A 21,991-nucleotide genomic window follows, 5' to 3' on the forward strand; every position below is an offset into this window, starting at 1 on the left:
TGTCAGTTTTACAGAGAATTTATCAGAAAAGATGATAATTATGAAAATTGGAGAAAAAATACGACAAGCCCGTCTGCTAAAAGGATACTCTCAGGAGAACATGGCAGAGCTTTTGCAAATCTCAACAACCGCTTTTGGCGATATTGAAAGAAGTAAAACTGAACTCACTATCAGCAGAGCTACTAAAATAGCCAATTTGTTGGATATAAATGTGTTGGAGCTTTTTGGAGAAGAAGTAATTACTCCGAAAGTAATGCCAAATACAGCAATTGAAACAGAGCAATTAAAGCTTGAAATAGAAAAACTCAAGAAGGAATCAGATTACTGGCGAAGTAAGTTTGAAGAACGTGTTTTGATTGAAGCCTACAGACTGATTCAAAGCCAACAACAACGAGAGAAAATAGGGTTTTAGGAGTTTATGAGTTGAAAGTTTATGAGAATGGAGTTTTTACGATGAAAGTGTTTAATTTTTTTGGATTTTTCTATTAGCTGGCGAATTAATTCTCCAGCTAATAGAAAAAAAATAGAGTAGCTAAAGTTGATAAAACAAAAAATCCCGCAGAGGTTGACCTTACGGGATTTTTTGTTGAATTGTGGTTGATTATTCTGGTTCAAGACTCATCACTCACAATTCTTAACTCATCATTCACTAAGCTCCAACTACTTGTTTGAACTCATCTACAGTGATGTTTTTGCTTTCAGTTTTCACTTTAGAAACAATTACATCAGAAACTTTAGCTGCATATACTTCATTGAACATTTTCATGAAGTTATCTTGCTTATTTTTATCAGTTAAATAACCGTTAGCGATACGCTCAATCATTTCGTCCATGCTGTTATCAGCAGGTGCATACATTCCGAATTGACCACGAATCATTTCTTTCGTTCTTTCAAGAACTTCTGGATATTCAACTTTGATTTCGTTTTGAGTAGCAACTTCGTTTTTGATTAAGTTTAGACGAATGTCTTTCTTAACGTTTTCAAAATCAGCATCAATTTGCTCTGGTGTGAATTTTCCTTCATTTACTTGGATTAACCATTTATGTAAGAATTCTTCTGGCAATTCGATCGCAATATTTTCTAATAAAGCTTTCTCAGCATCAATTCTTAATAAATATTCAGCCTCACGCTTGTAGTTTGATTTGATGATTTCCAAAATTTCTTTACGGAATTCTTCTTCAGAACTTACTTTACCTTCGCCTAAAACTTTATCAAAAAATGCTTGATTCAATTCAGCAGGAGCGTTACGAGTAATATCTTCAATCGTGAAAGTAACTTCACCAGTTAAACCAGTTTTATTACCTGTAGCCAATTCAATTGATTTTTCATCAACGAAAGTAGCTTGAAGGTCAAATGTAATTGTATCGCCTTTGGTAGCACCGATAAAAGTAGCTTTTGCTTCGTCTTTGATTGCTTTGAAAGGAATTGCAGATTTTTCAGTCCATTCTCCTTGTGTGAAAACACCAAAAAGCATATCACCATCTTCAACTGAATCTGGGTGGATTTGCTCTCCAGAATTTTGTTTCAAATTCTCGATAGTTTCTTCTACTTCCTTTTCAGTTGCTTCGATTTCATAAGTACTGATTGTTGGAATTTTCTCGAAATCAACTGTGAATTCTCCAGCTAAACCTAAATCGTAAGAAAAACTAAATTCAGTTTGAGTATCCCAATCAATTGGATTTTCAAATTCATTCAATGGCATTGGGTCACCAACTAAACTCAAATTGTTTTCTTTGATATAGTTAGGAACAGCTTTACCTAAAACAGAATTGATTTCGTCGATTAAAATAGATTTACCAAACATTTTTTGTACCATTTGCATAGGTACCATTCCTGGACGGAATCCTTTGATGTTGGCACGCTTACGGTAGTCTTTAAGGTTTTTATCGACTTGTGGCTTATAATCAGCCTCAGAAATAGATACGACCAAACGGGCGTTAACTGGGGTACTTTTTTCGAGAGAAATGTTCATCTTTATGAATTCGGATTTTGGAATGCGGATTTCTGATTTTAATGTTAATAAATTTCAGTTGTCTGATTTTCGTAAATCCGCATTCCGAAATCAACAATCAGAAATCAAAAAAGCCCTCAAAACCGTATCGGTTGAGAGGGCTTTGAATGAGTACGGGCGGAGGGACTCGAACCCCCATGCCTCACGGCGCCAGATCCTAAGTCTGGTATGTCTACCAATTCCACCACGCCCGCTTGCGTTTTGGAGGTGCAAAATTAGGAAGCCGATTTTTTATTTGCAAGCTTTTTGGGAGAAATATTAGAAAAAAACTGAAATATTTTCCTGAATAAAAAATACAATAAATTAATCTGTTGATTATTAGTGATTTAATAAAAAAAGCTACTGCTAATTATGTAAGAATTATTTTTAGGATAATTCTTACGATACTTAATGTATTACTTTAATAGAGGAAAATGAAAGAATGAATGATAGACTTTTAATCTGTCTTTTTGATGATTCTTTTCATCTTCAATTGCAATATCCTTTGTTTGTCCTTAAATTTAATCCTCAAGCTTCAAATGAAACTATTAAGACCTTTGAACAGGCTTTAACATTAGTACTAGGAAACCAAAACGAACTCAATTATAAGAATCATGGAAGAAAAAGACACATCTTTGCCGCCTTTCATCAAATCATGGAAACAACTATACTGGATAGTTGTCGGTAATTTGGTGCTGATGATTATCCTATTTTATCTCTTTAGCGAATACTTCAACTAAGTAGAAATTGTGGACTTAATTTGCCGTTTTAGATAGAACGGAATTATCAAAGCATGATATGAATTGATATAAAAACGGTGATGGTGTACGAATGGCATCTCCATAAACCAGTATTTTAAACAGAGAGGACAAAATTCTCAAAATTCATAACTCATAATTCATCACTTTTTTTATCCTCTTTCAAAAGCTTATATTTAAAATTTAACATGGGAAATATTGATTGGCTAGTACTGATTTTAACCTTAGGAACAATTGTTGGTTTTGGACTCTGGAAAGGTCGATTTCAAGAAAAAAATATTGAAGAATATTTATTAGCCAGTCGCCAAATGCCATGGTACCATGTCACTCTTTCGGTGATGGCAACGCAGGCAAGTGCCATTACTTTTTTATCTGCTCCTGGACAAGCTTACATCGACGGAATGCGTTTTGTACAATTTTACTTCGGTTTGCCTTTGGCGATGATTGTACTTTCTATCACTTTTATTCCCATTTTCAAAAAGTTAAAAGTCTTTACGGCTTATGAATTTCTGGAAGGTCGTTTCGACCTAAAAACCAGAGTAATGGCTTCTTTCCTTTTCTTGATTCCACGAGCTTTATCTACTGGTGTAACCATTGCGGCTCCTTCAATTATTCTTTCAACTATTTTAGGCTGGAATTTATATTGGACCAACATCGCTACGGGAATCGTTGTAACCATTTATTGTATGTACGGCGGTTCAAAAACGATTTCCTATACACAAATGCAACAAATGTTGGTGGTGATGATTGGAATGTTTTTGGCTGGTTATATGGTCGTTCATCTATTACCGACTGAAATGGGTTTTGTGGATACTTTGAAAGTAGCGGGCAAAATGGACAAACTTAATGTGATAGATTGGAAATTTGATTTAAACAATCGCTATAACGTTTGGTCGGGTTTGATTGGCGGTTTTTTCTTACAATTATCCTACTTCGGCACTGACCAATCGCAAGTAAGTCGGTACTTATCAGGCGAATCTGTTGGAGAAAGCCGTTTGGGCTTATTGATGAATGGCATCTTTAAAATTCCGATGCAATTTTTGATTTTACTCGTGGGTTCTTTAGTTTTCGTGTTTTATCAATTCCATGAAGCACCACTTTTTTTCAATAAAACTGAATTGGGAAAAGTAGAACAAACGACAGCTTATAAGGCATTAGTCAAGAAAAATACTGAGGTTTTTACAGAAAAGAAAAAAGCCGTAGAAGAACTTTATGCCGTTCTTAAAACAGATGAAAATGCCAGTACTTCAAAGACAAAAGCACTCAATGCTCAAAAGCTTGAAGTTTTGAAAGCAAAAGCTTTAGCTGCCGATAAAAAAGCGAATGAATTAAGAAGTGAAGTGAAGGATTTGATGCTGAAAACAAATCCAGATGCCAATACCAACGATACCAATTATATTTTTCTATCATTCGTAACCAAGTATTTGCCACAAGGTATGGTCGGTTTGTTAATTGCTGTGATATTATTGGCTTCGATGGGTGCGATGGCTTCGGCATTTAGTTCGCTCACTTCTTGTACGATTGTGGACATTTATCAAAGAATGATTCACAAAGAAGACACCGAAAAACACTATGTAAACGCTTCAAAATTAGTGACTTTGGGCTGGGGAATTGTTTGTATTATCGTGGCACAATTCACAGCAAACATTGGTAGTTTGATTGAAGCCGTAAACATTTTAGGTTCATGGTTTTATGGCACTATTTTGGGCGTTTTTTTAGTGGCCTTTTACTTTAAATCTATCAAAGGCGACGCTGTTTTCTGGGCGGCATTGTTGGCAGAAGTATTTGTAATTTACGCTTGGTGGATAGATTTAACGGCTTTTCTTTGGCTAAATGTAATTGGCTGTGTGCTGGTAATTGCGTTTGCTTGGGTGATTAGTTTGTTTAATCGAAGAGTTGTGAATTAGTGAATTGTGATTATAAAATTTCATTTCGTTTAATATAATCAAATAGCTCATTCTATCTAAAAGAAAAATTTACAGTAGCGGTAACCTTTACGGTTACCGTTTATTGTTTCATTACTTCTTGCAAACGGTAACGGCAAGCGTTACCGCTACATTTTTTGATTAGTTGCTACTATATATTTTGAGGCTATTGCTTAAGCTGCAATGAATTTCAAACGCTCGTTTTTATAATGTTTACTATCTTGTGTAAATATTTGATTTCATTTCCATAATCTATCAAACCATGAAAAAAATATTACTCCTACTCGTACTTGCTACCAGTATTTTTACTTCCTGCAAAACCTCTCAAAGTACTTCTCAACAATCTTCTGAGAATGTTGTCAATATTACTTTTTTGCATTTGAATGATGTCTATGAAATTTCACCTTTGGAAGGTGGAAAAGTAGGTGGTATGGCTCGTGTGGCTACGGTCAGAAAGGAATTATTGCAGGAAAACCCTAATACTCTTACGCTACTTTCTGGAGACTTTCTGAATCCTTCTTTGATTGCGACCTTCAAATATGAAGGTAAAAGTATCAAAGGTCGCCAAATGGTGGAAGCGATGAATGCCGTGGGTTTTGATTGGGTAGGTTTGGGTAATCATGAATTTGATATTGATGAAGCCGATTTACAAAGAAGAATTGATGAATCTAAATTCCAATGGTTAGCAAGCAATGCTTTACAAAACAACAAAGGAACGCTTTCGCCTTTTGCCAAAAACGTTGATGGAAAAAGTATTCCTTTTCTAAAAACAACGATTCTTACTTTTAAAAATACAGCGGGCAAAGAAGTAAAAATGGGAATGTTTTCGGTAGTTGTACCGTCTAACCAAAAAGACTTTGTGCATTATGATGATTTCTTTGAAGCTTCAAAAAAGGCTTATGAAAGCCTAAAACCTCAGTGCGATTTTGTAGTTGCTATTACGCATCTCAACAAAGTAGATGATGCTAAATTGGCGAAAATGTTGCCAGAAGTAAAGCTTTTAATGGGCGGACACGACCACGACAATATGCTTTTCAAAGAAGGAAACGTAGTGATTGCCAAAGCCGATGCTAATGCAAAAACGGCTTATATTCACCGTTTGGCTTTTGATACAAAAACGAAAGCTCTGACGATGAAGAGTGAATTACGTGCCATCAATGAACAAATTAAAGATGATGCCGAAGTAGCTGTAGTGGTGAAAAAATGGGAGGATATTCTGGATGCGGCAATGATTAAAGCTGGTTTGAATAAAAATGATGTGGTAACTACGGTAAATACGCCTTTGGATGGCAGAGAAAGTACCATGCGAAATAGCCATACAAACTTGGGCGATTTAATTGCTAAAGCAATGACTGCCGCCGCTACTCAACCCGTTGATTGCTCGATTTTTAATAGTGGTTCTGTAAGAATTGATGACCAATTAGTAGGTGCAATTACGCAATTGGATATTATGCGTGTGTTGCCTTTTGGTGGTAAAATTGTAGAAGTAAAACTACAAGGAAGTTTATTGGCTAAAATTCTAGAGACAGGTTTACAGAACAAAGGTAATGGCGGTTATTTGCAATGGGATAAAATCAGTCAAGATGCTGGAACGAAACAATGGTTAATTGATGGCAAAGCTTTGGACGTAAATAAAGAATATCAAGTAATGATGCCGAAGTTTTTGATTGAAGGAAAAGAAACTAATTTTGGCTACCTGACAGCTCAAAACCCAGGAGTAAAAGGCATTATTGAACCAGATGATAAAGACACAAACGATATTCGTAACGATATTAGAAAAGTATTGATTGCCTACTTGAAAAAGTAACACGGCTTTCCAAGCCGTGAGTTTATTCATCTTTTGTAAACTTAAATGATAAAACTATCCATACGAAAATTAATAAAATAAATGGAAGATAAATTTTTCCTAGAGCACGAAAGATATCCATTCTTAAAGACCATAATAGATTGTTAGCCATAAAATTAAGTATAGTAATCAAGATAAAGGCTATTTTAATAGAGTGATTTAACCTTAAAAATATAGAAATGACAATGATTATTCTAATCAAGTATAGCGTAATTAAAAATGTAAAAAAGGTGATTGTTTGAAAATCGTAATGTCTTGCATCTTTAATTTGATTACAATCTTTTTTGATGAACTCTAAAACATCTAACTCCGTTAGTTCTCCTAAACCTGAGTAAAATGATATATAAAATGAAAAATATAAGGTGATGATACCTATCATCTTGTAAAAGAGGTACTTTGGCATAGTGTTGAGGTTTAACTCTTACAATTTAGCAATCGTGAGTGAAAAGCCAAAACCTATCAAGTAGAACAAACTGTATGATTGAATTATTAAGAAACACTTTGTAAAATCTCTGACTTTAATACTCCTTCGTTTTTACGGCTTGGAAAGCCGTACCACTGAAAAAGATAGCTTTTCCTATCTCGGAGATAGGTTGTTGATACTTTGAGAATGTCTGACGAGTCTTTTTTGCGGGAAATTGCGTGATTTAGATAGGATAGAGATACTTTTTTGCGGTATTTTACGTGAAAAAGATAGGTTTGAGATACTTGAAGTATCTCGAACCTATCTTTTTGATACATTTTAGATTCAAAAACCGAAGAAAACCGCAAGGAGATAATTGCTATTGATTTTCTTCATGGAAAGCTGTCTATCTGATGTACGACTTGGAAAGTCGTGATACTGAAAACTACAACGCTTTTTTCTTCTTTGAAGTTACTGGAGCCGCTACTGGTAATTTTGCTCTGTAATCTGCAATGCCTTTTTCAATTACATCTTTAAAGAAAGAAAATGAACCAGAAGTATCTGTACTTCCCAAAGCCAAAGCTTTTTGTGCTAATGGAAAAGCTTCTGCATAATTACTTGTCTTCGCTAAAATTTGTGCTTTTACCCAAAGGTTACGGAAAGTTTCTCCGCCAGCGATAGATGAATTTACGGCAGTCAACGCTTGGTTTAATTTTCCTTTTCCTAAAAAGAATTCAGCCGCTGTACGCATAACATTTGAATTGTCAGCAATTGCTTTATTGATAGCACTTTCAGTCATTTTTGAAGTTTCGATAGCGATAGGAGCAATTGCTTTTTTATCTGCCCAATAGATATTCAAATTGGCTGTGCTATCAGTAACATCACTGAAATCAATTGTGAAAGATTCTGTTTTAGCATTTGAAACTGCTTTCACTGAAGTACATAAAGCGTCTTTTTCTGGTGAATAACTTTGTTCCGTTGCAGTAATATCTTTGTTCAAAATCAAAGTCCAGTCGCCTTTAGTTGGAATCGAGAAAACTGAATATGTTCCTGCCGCTACTTTTTGTCCGCCTAAACTAATTTCATTTGATAAAGTAATTTGTGTAGCAGCGTTTGCACCTGTACGCCACACTTTATCGAAGGCTACAACGCCACCAAAAATTTCACGACCTTTTATACTTGGACGAGAATACTTAATGCTGATGTCGGTTGTGCCAACAGTTTGTGCAACCGATGCCGCAGGACTTGGTTGTGGTAAGCGAACTTGTGCCGTAGCTGAAATTGAAAGAGCAAGGCAGATGCCTAAAAATAATTTTTTCATTGTTGAGTGTTTAAAATATTGTGAATTGAGATTTTGACATAAAAGTAAGGAAGTAAAAATCCTTGTATTTAATTTTTCGCTCAATGGCTTTTTTTAAAAGATATTTTTTAGACCTTTGAACTCTGAAACATTACCATAATCTATCAACGCTATGCACAGAAATCAATTACTTCAATTACTGGAAAAGTATCAGCCTTATAACGCAACGGATTCTAAATTTCAGGAAGAAATTATCTCTTTCGTAAAAGCAAATTCTACTTGTTTTGAGCGTTCTTTATTGGTTGGACATGTTACGGGTTCGGCTTGGATATTGGATAAATCTCGTCAATATACTTTATTGACACATCATAAAAAGTTGAATCAATGGTTTCAGACAGGGGGACATTGTGATGGCGACTCAGATGTATTAAATGTTGCCTTGAAAGAAGCAAAAGAAGAAACAGGCTTGAAAAATATAAAAGTATTAAGTCCTGATATTTTTGACATTGATATTCATTTAATTCCAGAAAGAAAAGGAATTCCAGTGCATTTGCACTTTGATGTTAGGTTTTTGTTGGAAGCTGATATGAACGAAGCATTGATTGTTTCTTCAGAATCTACTGATTTAAAATGGATTCCCCTTTCAGAAGTAGCAGAATTAAATGATAGTGATTCTATTATGAGAATGGTGGAGAAAAGTATTTTTTGATTTTGGATTTCGGTCGTCGGCTATCGGTCATCAGATTTGGGATATTGAACATTTATTATCCAAATTTAAAAATATCCGAAATCCAAAAGCTGACATCCGAAATCCAAAAGCTGACATCCGAAATCCTATACCTATTCCTCCAACACATCAATTCTAAAAAATACAGGAATGGCTGGGCGTTCGTTATATTCTTTACCTGCTTGAATGGCGTCAACAACTTCCATGCCTTCAATTACTTCTCCAAAAACAACATACAGTCCATTTAGTTGGCGAGCTTCGGCTTCGTTGGTGATGATATAAAATTCTGTTGGTGAAGAAGCTCTATCTGGATTCCCTTCATCATAACGAGCCATTGCAACAGCCCCACGTTTATGCGTAAATTCTGGACGATATTCTGGAGGAACTAAATAATCTAATTGATCCATATATTCACCGCCGCCTTGTATGCCCATGCGGTAAATATTACGATAAAACATTCTACTCACATAATAGCCCGCTTTTACATTTCTGATAAAATTAGCACGATGTAAAGGTGTTTCAGTATGAAGCTTGATAACAAAATCTCCGCCAACGGTATGTACTTTTACTTTCGTCTCAGGGTTTTCTTTGCCGTATTGTGTCAAAAACGTTTTTGGGTCTTGGTCAAATAAACGCAAGTCCTTTTTACATGAAATGAATGAAATACAAAAAAAGAAGATTATGATTTTTTTCATCAGGCTATTTGTGTATTTGTTTTTTACTATCTGTGTAATGGTTTTCGGCTTTTGAGAAAATAATTTGCTAAGTTAGTGTCATAAAGCTAGCAACCGAAATCCAAAATCACACATCCAAAATCGCATTAGTTAGCACGATAATACATTGTCGAACAGTTTTCTTTGGTTAAAATACCGTTGGCTTGTTCACTAATATCATCAACTGTTACGGCTTGGATTTTACCAGACTCCAAATTCGCATATTCAACATCGCCAGCGTTGGCGGCAAAAGCCAAATTCATCGCACGGTTCAATAATTCAACTTCTGAAAATACTAAAGTAGATTCTGCCTGATTTTTTACTTTTGTCAATTCTTCTTCTGAAACTGGATTTTTTAAGAAATCATTTAATACTTCTTGTATCGCCGCATCGCCTTCTTCAATACTGATTCCTTTGTTCAGATTTCCTTGAACAATCATCAAACCGGGATCTAACGAAGAAGTAACATAAGCATTGATTGAATTAAAAATGGGTTGTTCTTTTACCAATTTCTCGTATAATCTTGAAGATTTACTTCTTCCCAAAATATCGCTTGCTAAATCTAACGCATTAAAGCCTACATCATGTCGTCCTTGCGTATGATATACTTTATAGAGTGCATCCAAAGGCACTTTTGCTTCTACTTCTAAAAATCTTGAAGCAGTTTGAATCGGTTCTTGTGGTAAATTTCTGGGACTTAGCTTACCTGCTGGAATAGGTTCAAACCATTTCTTGGCTAATTGTTTTACTTCTTCCACACTGATTGGCCCAGCTACTACTAAGATCGCATTGTTTGGAAGATAGTGTTTATAGAAAAAGCTACGAACGTCATCCATTACTGCATTCTCGATATGTGCAATTTCTTTCCCAATCGTTGCCCATTTATAGGGATGAACTTGGTAGGCAAGCGGACGAAGTTTCAACCAAACATCACCATAAGGTTGATTTAAATACCTTTGCTTGAACTCTTCAATCACAACTTTTTGTTGTACGTCCAAAACCTTTTGGTCGAATGATAATGATAACATTCTATCTGATTCTAACCAAAACGCCGTTTCAATATTTACCGCTGGAAGTGTAATATAGTAGTTGGTAATGTCTGGAGAAGTAAAAGCATTGTTTTCACCACCTACTTTTTGTAGTGGAGTATCGTAAGAAGGAATGTTTTTAGAACCGCCAAACATCAGATGTTCAAACAAATGTGCAAAACCTGTTTTGTGTTCTTCTTCATCACGAGAGCCAACATTATATATAATATTGACAGCAGCAATAGGGGTGGAATAATCTTGGTGAACATAGACTTTAAGTCCGTTGTCTAGTATAAAATAATCGTATGAAATCATGTATCAATGTTAGGTAACAAATAATCGTCTATATTAACGAAAAATTAAAAATTATCAGGACAAAAGTAAGTATTTAGGACTTCTATTGTGTGTGAAATGCTTAAAATTCAATTCGCTTTATTTATTTAAACTTCCAATATGAAAAAAATATTTGTTTTAATAACGCTTACATTGGGCTTTTTTCTTCAAAGTAAAGCCCAAATATTAAATGATGCCACCACTCGCCAATTAATTTCTCAAGGTTTGGATAAAATGTATTCGTATGATTTTAAAGAATCGGCAGAGATTTTTAGTAAAATAAAAGTTAGGCATCCACAACATCCTGTGTTTCATACTTTAATGGCGATTCAAACGGAATTACAGTATTTTCCGCTGAAAGATTTTCCCGGTCAGCAAAAAACATACTTAGCTTATCTGAATCAAAGTAGAGCTTTAGCGGAGGCGATGTTAGATAAGAACGAAGAAGACATTGAAGCCAATTTCTTTGAACTAGCTACTTTAGGTTATTTAGCCGCTTATGATGCCGACAACCAAGAATTTATGAAAGCCGTTGGTGTTGCTAAAAAAGCCTATTCGCATTTAAAGAAAGGCTTAGCGTTAACAGAAAAACAACCAGAGTTTTTGTATTCGTCGGGTATTTATAATTATTACAGAATAGAATATCCAGAAACGCATCCAGTGATTAAATCAGTGATTTGGATGTTTGCCGATGGCAACAAAAAACTAGGTTTACAACAATTAGATTTAGCAACCAGAAAAACCATTTTTGTAAAAACAGAAGCGGCTTTTTATGCGGGCTATGTCTATATGAAATATGAAGCAAACCCTGCAAAAGCATTACAATACAATACAATACTTGCAGAAAAATATCCTGATAATTTACTTTTTCAAATGCAAAGAATGGATTTCTTGACTGCCTTAGGTAAATATGATGATGCGGATGACATTGCTAATAAAATTTTAAAACAAAAAGGGGTGATGTTTCAGTGTGCGGGAACAATTTTTAAAGGATTAATTGCCGAGAAAGATAAAAAGGACGATAAACTAGCGGAAGCCTATTTACTAAAAGGAGTAAAAATGCCTTACGACGAGCGTTTCACTAAAGATTATCACGGATTGGCTTATTTAGCTTTGGCACGCATCGCAAAACGTGCGGGACAGCCCAGTAAAGTAAAAGAATATGCCAAAAAAGCATCCAAATTAGCAGAATACAAAGCAACAATAGCAGAAGCAAAAGCCCTTTTGAATTGATTTTTTTGAGACTTTAGGACTTGAAGACTAAAAGACGCTAGATGAAAGACACAAGACTTTTGGTCTATCTAATACAAAGATAATTGTAGCGGTAACCTTCACGGTTACCGTTTTTGTTTGGAAAATAAATCAAAACGGTAACCGCAAGGGTTACCGCTACCAATAACTTTTTGAATTTTTTATTTCAAAAATCTTGTCTCTTGTGTCTTTTAGTCTTACGTCTTCAAGTCCTAAAGTCTCAGATATTAACGCATCTCCTGCAAAAGTTTATTAGCAAAGATAAACTCATTTAATTCTGGCACAGCTGAAGTACGAATGTTCTTATTGTCGCCTTCCCAAACCTTTAGCCCTTTGTAAAGGAACATAATCTTCTCACCAATACCGATAACCGAGTTCATATCATGGGTAATTACGATGGTCGTAATATTAAATTCATCCGTAATTTCCTTAATCAATTCATCAATTTTAACAGAAGTCAGCGGGTCTAGTCCAGAGTTAGGTTCATCACAGAATAAGTATTTCGGATTCATCACAATTGCTCTTGCAATACCCACTCTTTTTTTCATCCCTCCCGAAACCTCCGAAGGCATCCTTGCACCAGCATTCTCTAATTCTACACGTTTCAGGCAAAACTGAGCTCTTTCTATTTTTTCCTCCTCACTCATGTTGGTAAGCATATCTAGTGGAAACTTCACGTTATCCAACACCGTCTTAGAGTCAAATAAAGCACCACCTTGGAACAAAACACCCATCTCACGACGAATAGTCTTTCTTACTTCCTCATCAGAATTATGAAAATCACGTCCATCATACAACACTTGTCCATGTTCAGGTTTTACAATCCCAATCATACATTTTAGCAATACACTTTTACCTGTACCACTTCCACCAATGATTAATGAAGTATCGCCAGGCTTAAATTCGCCATTGATACCGAGTAGAATATCTCGCCCATTAAAGGCTTTTCTAATGTCTTTTATCTCAATCATAGATTCAAATCTTTCCCGAATTTACAAAATTCGTTGCGATACACTATATATTTTCTGTATCTCTTCAACAAATCACCGTCCAAATAGCTCAACAACACTTTATAAAGTAAAATTCCCCTCTAATATCATACCAACACCACCCAAAGAGAATCAATCAAAGATTACAAAGCACAAAGAGCATCCTGCAAAGCCGCTAATAAAGAAGCAAAGACGGGAAATAACTTTGTGAAGCCAGCTAATGATGAAGCAAGAGTGGGAAGTAATTCTGTGAAGCCTGCTAATGATGGAGCAAATACGGGAAGTAATTCTGAGAAGCTAGCTAATAATGAAGCAAGAGCGGGAAATATTTTTGTGAAGACCACTAATAATAAAGCAAAGACGGGAAGTAACTCTGTGAAGCCTACTAATGAAGAAGCAAGAGTTGGAAGTATCTCTGTGAAGCCATCTAATGATGGAGCAAAGACGGCAAATAACTTTGTTAAGCCCGCAATTAATTTTGAAACTATGGAAGATAAACTTGTGAAACACTCAAAGAACTTTGAAACTATGGGAAATAAACTTGTGAGGCACTCAAAGAACTTTGAAACTATGGGAGTTAAACTTGTGAAGCACTCAAAGAACTTTGAAACTATTGGAGATAAACTTGTGAAGCTATCAAAGAGTTTTGAAACTATGGGAAATAAACTTGTGAAGCACTCAAAGAATTTTGAAACTATGGAAGATAAACTTGTGAAGCACTCAAAGAATTTTGAAACTATGGAAGATAAACTTGTGAAGCATTCAAAGAACTTTGAAAGTATGTCCGTTAAACGTGTGAAGCCCTCAAATTAAGCTCGAAAAGGGAATGTTCACTGAACTGTGTCGGTGAACATTCCCCAAATCATGAGGAATAAGGGTTAGTAAAGCGATTGTCGTTCTGATATTTTACAGGATAAAATGTCAATTTAGTCTTCAATCTTCGTTAAATTAGAGTGTGATTTCTTTTAAACCAATAAATAAACCTAAACATGGGAATTCTAAATGCTATAATGGGTAATTCATCAGAGGTATCGGCTGATAAAATTGCACATGAATTTGAACCAATTTTAATAGAAGGAGAAGTAATTGTAAAGTCCTTCAAGCTTATCAGAGATATGTTTGTGTTTACCAACAAACGCTTGATTTTGGTGGATAAACAAGGATTGACAGGCTCAAAAATCGACTTTATGACCATTCCATATCATTCAATTAACTATTTTACCAAACGTAGTGCGAGTTTATTAGACCTTGATGCTGAAATATTGATTTGGATAAAAGGCGCACCAGAACCTATCCAAAGAGATTTCAGAAAAGGTGAAAATATAAACGACGTTTACAAAGCACTAAGTACTTATGTATTAGCGTAAAGAGGTATTGACTCCGAAATAATCCTGCAAAGTTGAGCATAACTTTGCAGGATTATTTTTATAATAATACCATATACCATCGAAAAGCAATAATTTTGTAAGATTAGCATAAATTTAAACCATACAATGACCCAAACTGAAACGCAATACAGAGAGATTATTTCGATTTGCAAAGCCTTATTTCAAAAGAAAAATAAAGATTACGGTACATCTTGGCGTATTTTACGTTTACCAAGTTTAACCGACCAAATATTTATCAAAGCACAAAGAATACGTTCTATTCAGGAAAAAGGAATACAGAAAATTGAAGATGGAATAGAAGGAGAATTCATCGGAATTATCAATTACTGTATCATTGCTTTGATTCAACAAGAATTAGGTACTTCTACCAAAATGGAATTTACAGAAGCAGAAATCAGTGATTTATATGATGCCCAAGTAGAGAAAACTTTGGCTTTACAAAAAGATAAAAACCATGATTATGGCGAAGCTTGGCGAGATATGCGAGTAAGTTCGATGACGGATTTAATCTTGATGAAAATATTTAGAACTAAACAAATCGAAGATAATCAAGGCGTTACCTTAGTGTCGGAAGGCGTTGAGGCAAATTATCAAGACATGATGAATTATGCAATATTCTGTATGATTCATTTGAAGTTCGGAGCATAAACAATTGTGAATGCTGAATTGTGATTGAGTGATTAAATTCATTTATTGATAAAACAATTCACAATTCACTAACTCACTAAATCACAACTATACAATGAAGTTAATTGCACATTTCTCTAGGCTATTTGTCGGTTTAATCTTTATCTTTTCGGGACTCATCAAGTTGAATGACCCCGTTGGAACACAAATTAAATTAGAAGAATACTTCGATGTATTTGCCACAGATTTCCCATTCATGGCAGGTTTCTGGGAATTTTGGATTCCTTATGCTTTATTGGTTTCTATTTTCCTTTGTGCTTTAGAATTAGTACTTGGAGTATGTTTGTTGGTGCAATATAAACTCAAAACGGCATCTTGGATACTATTGGCAACCGTAATTTTCTTTGGTTTCCTAACATTTTATTCGGCTTACTACAACAAAGTAACTGATTGCGGATGTTTTGGAGAAACCATCAAGTTAAAACCTTGGACATCTTTTATCAAAGACATGGTTTTACTCTTTTTTATCTTAATCATTTTATGGCAACGTAAAGTATTTGCGGATAAAAAGACAGGCGTATTTGTGGGAGCTTCAGTAGTTTTCTCAATTGCTTTGGGTGTTTATGCAGTAAAATACTTACCTCCTTACGATGGGCTTCCTTATGCAGTTGGTGAAGATATTCCAAAAAACATGAAGCCTTCTGCCCCATTACGTTTCAAATATATTTATGAAAAAGGAGGCGAAACATTGGAATTAGACCAAATGCCAACCGATACTACTTATCATTTTAAAGAAATGATAACGCTGAATCAGGATGAAGCAAAGGCTAAAATAACTGATTACAACATTTGGAAAGAGGGTGATTCTACCGATTATAAAGCAGAAAGTTTTGTAGGCAAAAAACTGATGATAGTAATTCCAGTCATTAAAAAAGCGAATACTGCACATCTTGAAGAAATCAGAACTTTAGCTAAAAGCCTTGAAGGTTCAGAAGTAAAAGTATGGTTATTGAGTGCTTCCAACGAAGAAGAAGTAAATAATTTCAGACATGAATATCAATTGGCAATTCCAAGTTATAGTTCAGATACCAAAGTATTAAAAACGATTGCCAGAGCCAATCCAAGTATTTGGTTATTAGATAATGGTATTGTAAAAGGCAAGTGGGCGCATAGCAGCACGCCAGATAAAAACGAAATTTTAGAATCTTTAAAGTAAAAAGAAGGCTAATCAAGCATGAAAAACATTTTTCTAATAGGAATGCCCTCGTCAGGAAAAAGTACTTTGGGCAGACATCTCGCTAAACGCATAGGTTATAAGTTTATCGACATGGACGAATTGATAGAAAAACAAGAATTAATGACCGTCCAAGAAATATTTAAGTATAAAGGCGAAGATTATTTCAGACAAGTAGAAAGTAAAGTACTCAAAGAAATCCCTGTTGACCAAAAATTAGTCATTGCCACAGGCGGAGGCGTTCCTTGTTTTTTTGATAATATAAATTACATCAAAGCAAACGGCACAAGTATTTTCTTGAACGTTCAGCCTGAAGATTTATTAAAGAGAATTCAGAAGTCTGATATTAATCATCGGCCATTAATTAATAGAAATACTTCTGAAGAAGCACTGTTGAAAAATTTACAAGAACGTTGTGCTTATCGTTTACCATTTTATCAGCAAGCAGATATTCAAATTGATGGCAACATAGATGTAGATCAACTTCTATGGATTTTAGATCAAATAGAAGAAAAGTAAAGTGAATAAAAACAAAAAGCGATTGAAGGAATTCCCTCAATCGCTTTTTTATTAACAGTTCCCCTAAAACTAAACTTAAACTAATAAGTAAATGACGAAGGTAAAGAAGGAAGTTTTACATCGTAATCTTCGTCAGACTTTGGTTTTTTAAACAAAGCTCTGAAAGTATTAGCCATGTAGAAAATATCCTCAACTTTACTCTTAGCGATTCTCATCATATATTGGTTTACTCCTGCACTAATAATGTTATTAAATACATTACGTAACAATACCAACTCTTCTTCGTGTTCACAGAAGTTTTTCACAACATACATTGTAAAACCACGATCACGTTCGCTTGAATTGTAGAGTATTAAGTTGAAGTCCATTTCTTTGATAAACGAAACGACTTTATTCTTAGAAAAATCATAAAACATGTTTTTTGAATCAACTAAAGAATCTAGGATTTCTACTTCATTATTAGTAATATATAGGTTATCTGTAACCTGTTGAACTTGCTCTTCTAATATCATATCTGTAAGTATTTACACTGTTAATTTTGACCGTTTTACTTAATTAATGGTTAAATTTTACGATTTAGTATAACATTTACAAGTATTTATACTTATTTTTTTCAAAGACTTATTTCTCCAATAAAAAGTCAAAAATCAACATTTTAGTAAAAAATACGATTATCATAAAAAGAGGTTTAAAACAAAAATCAATCAAAAAAGTACAATTTCACAAAAGTGATTCAACAGAAGAGTACTTTTAAAAAAAGAGAGGTCTTTTTCTAAAAAAGGGTATTATTAGAAGATGTTTTTTGTAAAAAAACAATAATATGGTTTAAAAACTGTGTTTTTTTAAGCTAAAGAGCTAAGGTTTAATATTTTAAGGTTTAAAGAAAAAAAATGCAGGAATCAGTAAATCTAGTTGTAAAAACCAACAATTAAGATTTTCGTCTTTTTTTTTTACCCTTTCGTCTCATTCTCAAAATTTTGTCAAGAAAGGGAGATAATTTTAAGAAATAACAAAGAGAAGTTTCTGCTGATGCACGACAAATATCATTGTAAAAAGACTTTCTGATGATTAAGTAAAAGAGAAAGGCATTTAGTATTGCTTGACCGAGGGGAAAAAGGGAAAATATTCAAAAGTATCAAGTTGCATCTTGAAAATATTCAATTCGACAAAAGGCTCAGATGGGCATTTTATATAATCTTAATTGAGAAGTTTAAAGAGGTTTCATAGCAAAGCCACTCCGATATTCGGGGTGGCTTTCTTTTTGAGTCAATATTTTTTGAGGAATTTACAGCATTACAATATCATCGGCATTGGCAACTAAAAAATTCTGTGTTTTTAGATTGTCAATAATTACTTCAGAAGATTCTCTGGCACGAGCAATTGCAATGACGTTTTTCTTTTCATCTAAAATTTCAAATACTTCTGCTTTTTCAAAAACACCAATTACTTTTTTGATACCTACTGCTAAAAGACTTTTTCGGTTTTCAAGTGCTAAACCTGCACCAGCATCTACTTGTACTTTTCCAGCAATTAAACTTCCAGAAGCTAACCATTTTTGACGAGCATTTAAAGCTACTTTCTGAGCGGCAAAACTTGTTCCATTTTTATTTTCTATCGCTTTCAACATACCATCTTCTGGCTTCATGCCAAAAATAACAACTCTTGTTCCCATTCTTGTTGCCAAACGAGTATAAGTAAGTTTAGAAATCATTCCGCCCAAACCTAAAGAAGACTTATCGTCATTTGCCAAACCTAAAACCGAAGCATCCACTTTCGGAATAAATGGAATAATATTTTTCTCAGCATCCAACAAACCACCTACCGAAGTACATAACAATAAAGTGTCAGCACCAAAACCTGTGGCAATTAAAGTAGCCAATTCGTCATTATCCGAAAACTTTAATTCTAAATTACTTACAACGTCGTTTTCATTGGCAATGGGAATGATGCCATTATCCCAAAGTTCTTGATAGGTTTCTTTTAACTGTAAAAATTGATTTCTATTGGCAAAGTGATGTCTTTCGCACAAGCTTTGTGCTACAGTGATACCGTATTTAGAGAAGTACTGAGTATATTTTGCTAACAGCAAGGGATTGCCAATCGCAGCAGCGGCTTTGCGTTCTGCAATGGTTCCTTTATAATTTTTGATGAAACTTTTACCAGCTCCTACAGCTCCAGAAGAAACCATAACAACTTGAAAATCATTATTTAAAACAGCAACTTGGCGAGCGATTTCTTGTAAAATTTCTTCGTTCAATTCTCCAGACTTATGTGTAATTGAAGCCGTTCCGAATTTAATGACAATAATTGGTTTGGACATTTTTAAATGTAAGCGAACTCGCTTATGCTAAATGAGTAATTTCAAAACTGAGGTAATACAGCGACAAAATTACAACATTCTCAATCTTTAACAATTGAGTAACCGAATTAATCTATAGGTTTAGGCTTTAAATAAGTGTTTCAAATCAGCTTCGGCAAAATGACAGCGTATTTCCAAGGCTTTCTTCAATGACTTCACATAATCCGCTCTTGAAATTTCAATGGCGCCGAAACGTCTGACATTATCGTTGATAAACTGAGTATCCAACAACATAAACCCCTGGCTTTTCAGAATTTCCATCAAATAATGAAAAGCAATTTTAGACCCATCAGGTTCTTTATAAAACATTGATTCACCGAAGAAAGCACCACCAATCGAAACACCATACAAGCCTCCTATTAAACGGTTTTCGATATACGTCTCAACAGAATATGCCAAGCCCATTTTGTTTAAATCACAATAAGCTTCAATGATTTCTTCAGAAATCCAAGTTTCATCATCTCCTTTTCTTGGCAAAGCACAATTACGCATTACTCCTTCAAAATCAGTATTAATTCTAATTTCAAATTGCTTTTTATTCAATACTGGTTTTAAAGATTTTGGTGGTTTATAAGTATCAATGGGAATGATTGCTCTAGGGTCTGGAGAATACCAATATAAAGTACCATCCGTATCAGCCATCGGAAAAATTCCATTCATATAGCCATAAATCAAATCATCGGCTGTTAATTTACTGGTATTTATTTTTGGGGAAATAGACATTTTCCTTATTTTTCTATTTAAAGATTTTGAACTATTACTCTTTGCAGAAAAATATTCCAATACAAACAAGAGTAATTAAGCACTCAAACAAATACAACAATTGACTTTATGATATTGATTTGGGAAATTAAGCTAAAATATCATAATCGTTAACCAATTTTAATTAATTAAACTTAAATATCCAAATCAGTTTGATTATTTACACTCATAACTCAACATAAAATACTGGTAAATATCATCAAATAAAATATCCGTAGAAAACCTCTCAAAAAGCTTTAAACGGCAATATTTTAGTTTTTTTTTGTTAAGTTTTTATAAAATTGAAAAAATATATTGCATCTTAAACTTTGTTTTGGTAAACTTTGCACGATTATTCGTTTTCACTCACTTTCAACTCGGATAATTCATCAACCAAAAATGGTTTACGAAGTAAAATTCATATCATATTCTTATTCTCCTATGCCTATTTTTAGGCGTACGTTCTTCCGTAGGGTCTGATGCCCTAACATATTTATATTTGCCCATGTGGCAAAGCTTTTCAACAATCTTTTTTTGTTTTTTTCGATAATTCTTAGGCTTTCAATTCTTGAGTCAGGGCTTATTATCACCTTGTTTTTCTAACTAAAAACAATTTCCAAGCTAAATCTTAAAGTGGAAAAATTATCAGCTTCTGAGGTTTTAACCAACAATTATACAGTTCAGGTTGCTACAACTGAACACTTGCATCTTGCTGAAGCAATTTGCCATGAAATGGAAGAATCTGCAAAGGCTCGTGGAACGGGTATTGCAAAGCGTTCGCCAGAATATCTTCGTGATAAAATCAACGAAGGGAAAGCCATTATTGCTACTGATTCAGAAGGCAATTTTATTGGTTTTTGCTATGTTGAAACTTGGGAACACGGAAAATTTGTAGCTAATTCTGGATTAATCGTAAAACCAGAATGGAGAAAATATGGTATTGCGAAAGCCGTAAAAGCCAGAGCTTTTGAATTATCAAGAACTCGTTACCCTGATGCCAAAATCATTGGTATTACTACGTCGTTGGCAGTAATGAAAATCAACTCTGAGTTGGGATACGAACCCACAACTTTTAGTGAATTACCTGTAAACGATGCTTTCTGGAAAGGCTGTCAGTCGTGCGTAAACTACGACGTACTTACTCGTACCGACCGTAAGCACTGTTTGTGTACAGGAATGATTTTCGACCCAGAATGGGAACGCAAAAAAGCTGAAAGAGAAAAAGAGGGAGACGAAGCTAATATTGAAAATGTTCAAGAGGAAACTCATGAAAAATGGAATTTCTTGAAAGATGTAAAAGTATTAGAACGCCTTAAAAACATTAAAGAAAAAATGTTTTTGAAAATGGCTGAGAGAAGAGCTAATAAGTTGATTGCTAATAGAGATTAACCGCTATTCGCCCTGCATTAGAAGTAGTTTTATTATCTTTATTAGTAGATATACAATTTTAAAATCATACTCAATATGATAAAGACTTCAGCAGTTCCATTTAATCAGTTATAATTTGACAATTCAGAATAATTACATTGGGAAAAAAATTGAAATTATAATTTATGCTTTTGATGAAGTAGAAGAACAAACTACTTTACCAACCAAAGCGAAACTCTCAAAAAAAAATACAGAGGAATGCTTAGTAAAAAACAAGGTGGCGATTTGGATAGTCATATTGCTAAAATGCGTGGAGAATGGAACGGTAAAACCATTTCTTATTTATCATAAACAACCAAAAAGATTATGGTAACATCAAAGTTTTAAAAATTGTTATTCCTTATAAATTGTGGGAAATTGACTAAGCTTTCTTTCTCGTGCCAGTTTGGGATTTAGAAAATAATAGATAAGACAGGAAATTAAGTGATTACT

At 34.2% G+C, this 21,991-nt stretch carries 20 protein-coding genes and 1 tRNA gene; 11 read left to right on the forward strand and 10 right to left on the reverse strand.

The features are described from left to right. The first annotated feature begins 40 nt into the window (after nt 1–40). Entirely contained in the window at nt 41–412 is a 372-nt protein-coding gene (locus VB776_RS17660; protein WP_323698199.1) for a helix-turn-helix domain-containing protein, read from the forward strand. Between the two features lie 237 nt (nt 413–649). Here VB776_RS17660 and tig read toward each other — a convergent pair whose 3' ends face one another. Together tig and VB776_RS17670 are read right to left on the reverse strand one after the other, a co-directional pair. After that, a complete protein-coding gene (gene tig, locus VB776_RS17665) occupies nt 650–1,972 on the reverse strand; it encodes a trigger factor (RefSeq protein ID WP_323698200.1) in 1,323 nt (440 codons plus the stop codon). 151 nt (nt 1,973–2,123) lie between these two features. Beyond that, nucleotides 2,124–2,205, reverse strand: a tRNA-Leu gene (locus VB776_RS17670). 731 nt (nt 2,206–2,936) lie between these two features. On the opposite strand from VB776_RS17670, the gene VB776_RS17675 reads away from it, so the two are divergent. Together VB776_RS17675 and VB776_RS17680 are read left to right on the forward strand one after the other, a co-directional pair. After that, on the forward strand, nt 2,937–4,655 hold the full coding sequence (locus VB776_RS17675; protein ID WP_323698201.1) for a sodium:solute symporter: 1,719 nt from the start codon (nt 2,937–2,939) through the stop codon (nt 4,653–4,655). Nucleotides 4,656–4,935: 280 nt separating this feature from the next. Then, a complete protein-coding gene (locus VB776_RS17680) occupies nt 4,936–6,480 on the forward strand; it encodes a bifunctional metallophosphatase/5'-nucleotidase (RefSeq protein ID WP_323698202.1) in 1,545 nt (514 codons plus the stop codon). A gap of 22 nt (nt 6,481–6,502) precedes the next feature. Here the strand turns inward: VB776_RS17680 and VB776_RS17685 are convergent, their stop codons facing one another. Together VB776_RS17685 and VB776_RS17690 are read right to left on the reverse strand one after the other, a co-directional pair. Then, nucleotides 6,503–6,898 (reverse strand): hypothetical protein, encoded by a 396-nt coding sequence (locus VB776_RS17685; RefSeq protein ID WP_323698203.1) that lies wholly within the window; start codon nt 6,896–6,898, stop codon nt 6,503–6,505. A 469-nt stretch (nt 6,899–7,367) separates the two neighbouring features. Next, nucleotides 7,368–8,243: a DUF2911 domain-containing protein gene (locus VB776_RS17690; RefSeq protein ID WP_323698204.1), complete on the reverse strand. Its 876-nt coding sequence runs from the start codon at nt 8,241–8,243 to the stop codon at nt 7,368–7,370. Between the two features lie 151 nt (nt 8,244–8,394). On the opposite strand from VB776_RS17690, the gene VB776_RS17695 reads away from it, so the two are divergent. Further along, on the forward strand, nt 8,395–8,931 hold the full coding sequence (locus VB776_RS17695) for an NUDIX hydrolase (protein WP_323698205.1): 537 nt from the start codon (nt 8,395–8,397) through the stop codon (nt 8,929–8,931). A 131-nt stretch (nt 8,932–9,062) separates the two neighbouring features. Here the strand turns inward: VB776_RS17695 and VB776_RS17700 are convergent, their stop codons facing one another. Both VB776_RS17700 and VB776_RS17705 read right to left on the reverse strand, forming a co-directional pair. Next, nucleotides 9,063–9,644 carry a peptidylprolyl isomerase gene (locus VB776_RS17700; RefSeq protein WP_323698206.1) on the reverse strand — a complete coding sequence of 194 codons (582 nt, stop codon included), beginning with the start codon at nt 9,642–9,644 and terminating at the stop codon, nt 9,063–9,065. A 125-nt stretch (nt 9,645–9,769) separates the two neighbouring features. Continuing rightward, nucleotides 9,770–11,005, reverse strand: a complete 1,236-nt coding sequence (locus VB776_RS17705) for a M16 family metallopeptidase (protein ID WP_323698207.1) — start codon at nt 11,003–11,005, stop codon at nt 9,770–9,772. A gap of 138 nt (nt 11,006–11,143) precedes the next feature. Between VB776_RS17705 and VB776_RS17710 the strand changes: the two genes are divergently transcribed. Beyond that, nucleotides 11,144–12,256: a hypothetical protein gene (locus VB776_RS17710; RefSeq protein WP_323698208.1), complete on the forward strand. Its 1,113-nt coding sequence runs from the start codon at nt 11,144–11,146 to the stop codon at nt 12,254–12,256. A 245-nt stretch (nt 12,257–12,501) separates the two neighbouring features. On the opposite strand, the gene VB776_RS17715 is transcribed toward VB776_RS17710, so the two are convergent. After that, nucleotides 12,502–13,245 (reverse strand): ABC transporter ATP-binding protein, encoded by a 744-nt coding sequence (locus tag VB776_RS17715; RefSeq protein ID WP_323698209.1) that lies wholly within the window; start codon nt 13,243–13,245, stop codon nt 12,502–12,504. A gap of 225 nt (nt 13,246–13,470) precedes the next feature. Between VB776_RS17715 and VB776_RS17720 the strand changes: the two genes are divergently transcribed. From VB776_RS17720 to VB776_RS17740, 5 genes are all read left to right on the forward strand, one after another. Continuing rightward, entirely contained in the window at nt 13,471–14,076 is a 606-nt protein-coding gene (locus tag VB776_RS17720) for a hypothetical protein (RefSeq protein ID WP_323698210.1), read from the forward strand. Nucleotides 14,077–14,252: 176 nt separating this feature from the next. Beyond that, nucleotides 14,253–14,630 carry a PH domain-containing protein gene (locus VB776_RS17725; RefSeq protein WP_323254846.1) on the forward strand — a complete coding sequence of 126 codons (378 nt, stop codon included), beginning with the start codon at nt 14,253–14,255 and terminating at the stop codon, nt 14,628–14,630. A 126-nt stretch (nt 14,631–14,756) separates the two neighbouring features. Further along, entirely contained in the window at nt 14,757–15,299 is a 543-nt protein-coding gene (locus VB776_RS17730) for a DUF1599 domain-containing protein (protein ID WP_323698211.1), read from the forward strand. A gap of 94 nt (nt 15,300–15,393) precedes the next feature. Further along, entirely contained in the window at nt 15,394–16,494 is a 1,101-nt protein-coding gene (locus VB776_RS17735) for a BT_3928 family protein (protein ID WP_323698212.1), read from the forward strand. A gap of 18 nt (nt 16,495–16,512) precedes the next feature. Beyond that, on the forward strand, nt 16,513–17,031 hold the full coding sequence (locus tag VB776_RS17740; RefSeq protein ID WP_323698213.1) for a shikimate kinase: 519 nt from the start codon (nt 16,513–16,515) through the stop codon (nt 17,029–17,031). 80 nt (nt 17,032–17,111) lie between these two features. On the opposite strand, the gene VB776_RS17745 is transcribed toward VB776_RS17740, so the two are convergent. The 3 genes from VB776_RS17745 to aat all read right to left on the reverse strand — a co-directional run bounded on the left by VB776_RS17745 (nt 17,112) and on the right by aat (nt 20,113). Continuing rightward, on the reverse strand, nt 17,112–17,543 hold the full coding sequence (locus VB776_RS17745) for a hypothetical protein (RefSeq protein WP_323698214.1): 432 nt from the start codon (nt 17,541–17,543) through the stop codon (nt 17,112–17,114). A 773-nt stretch (nt 17,544–18,316) separates the two neighbouring features. Next, nucleotides 18,317–19,351, reverse strand: a complete 1,035-nt coding sequence (gene proB / locus VB776_RS17750) for a glutamate 5-kinase (RefSeq protein ID WP_323698215.1) — start codon at nt 19,349–19,351, stop codon at nt 18,317–18,319. Nucleotides 19,352–19,471: 120 nt separating this feature from the next. After that, entirely contained in the window at nt 19,472–20,113 is a 642-nt protein-coding gene (gene aat / locus VB776_RS17755) for a leucyl/phenylalanyl-tRNA--protein transferase (protein WP_323698216.1), read from the reverse strand. Between the two features lie 651 nt (nt 20,114–20,764). On the opposite strand from aat, the gene VB776_RS17760 reads away from it, so the two are divergent. Beyond that, a complete protein-coding gene (locus tag VB776_RS17760; RefSeq protein ID WP_323698217.1) occupies nt 20,765–21,520 on the forward strand; it encodes a GNAT family N-acetyltransferase in 756 nt (251 codons plus the stop codon). Nucleotides 21,521–21,991: the final 471 nt, after the last annotated feature.

It is taken from the genome of Arcicella gelida, assembly GCF_034931025.1.
In the GTDB taxonomy this organism is placed as follows: Bacteria; Bacteroidota; Bacteroidia; order Cytophagales; family Spirosomataceae; genus Arcicella; species Arcicella gelida.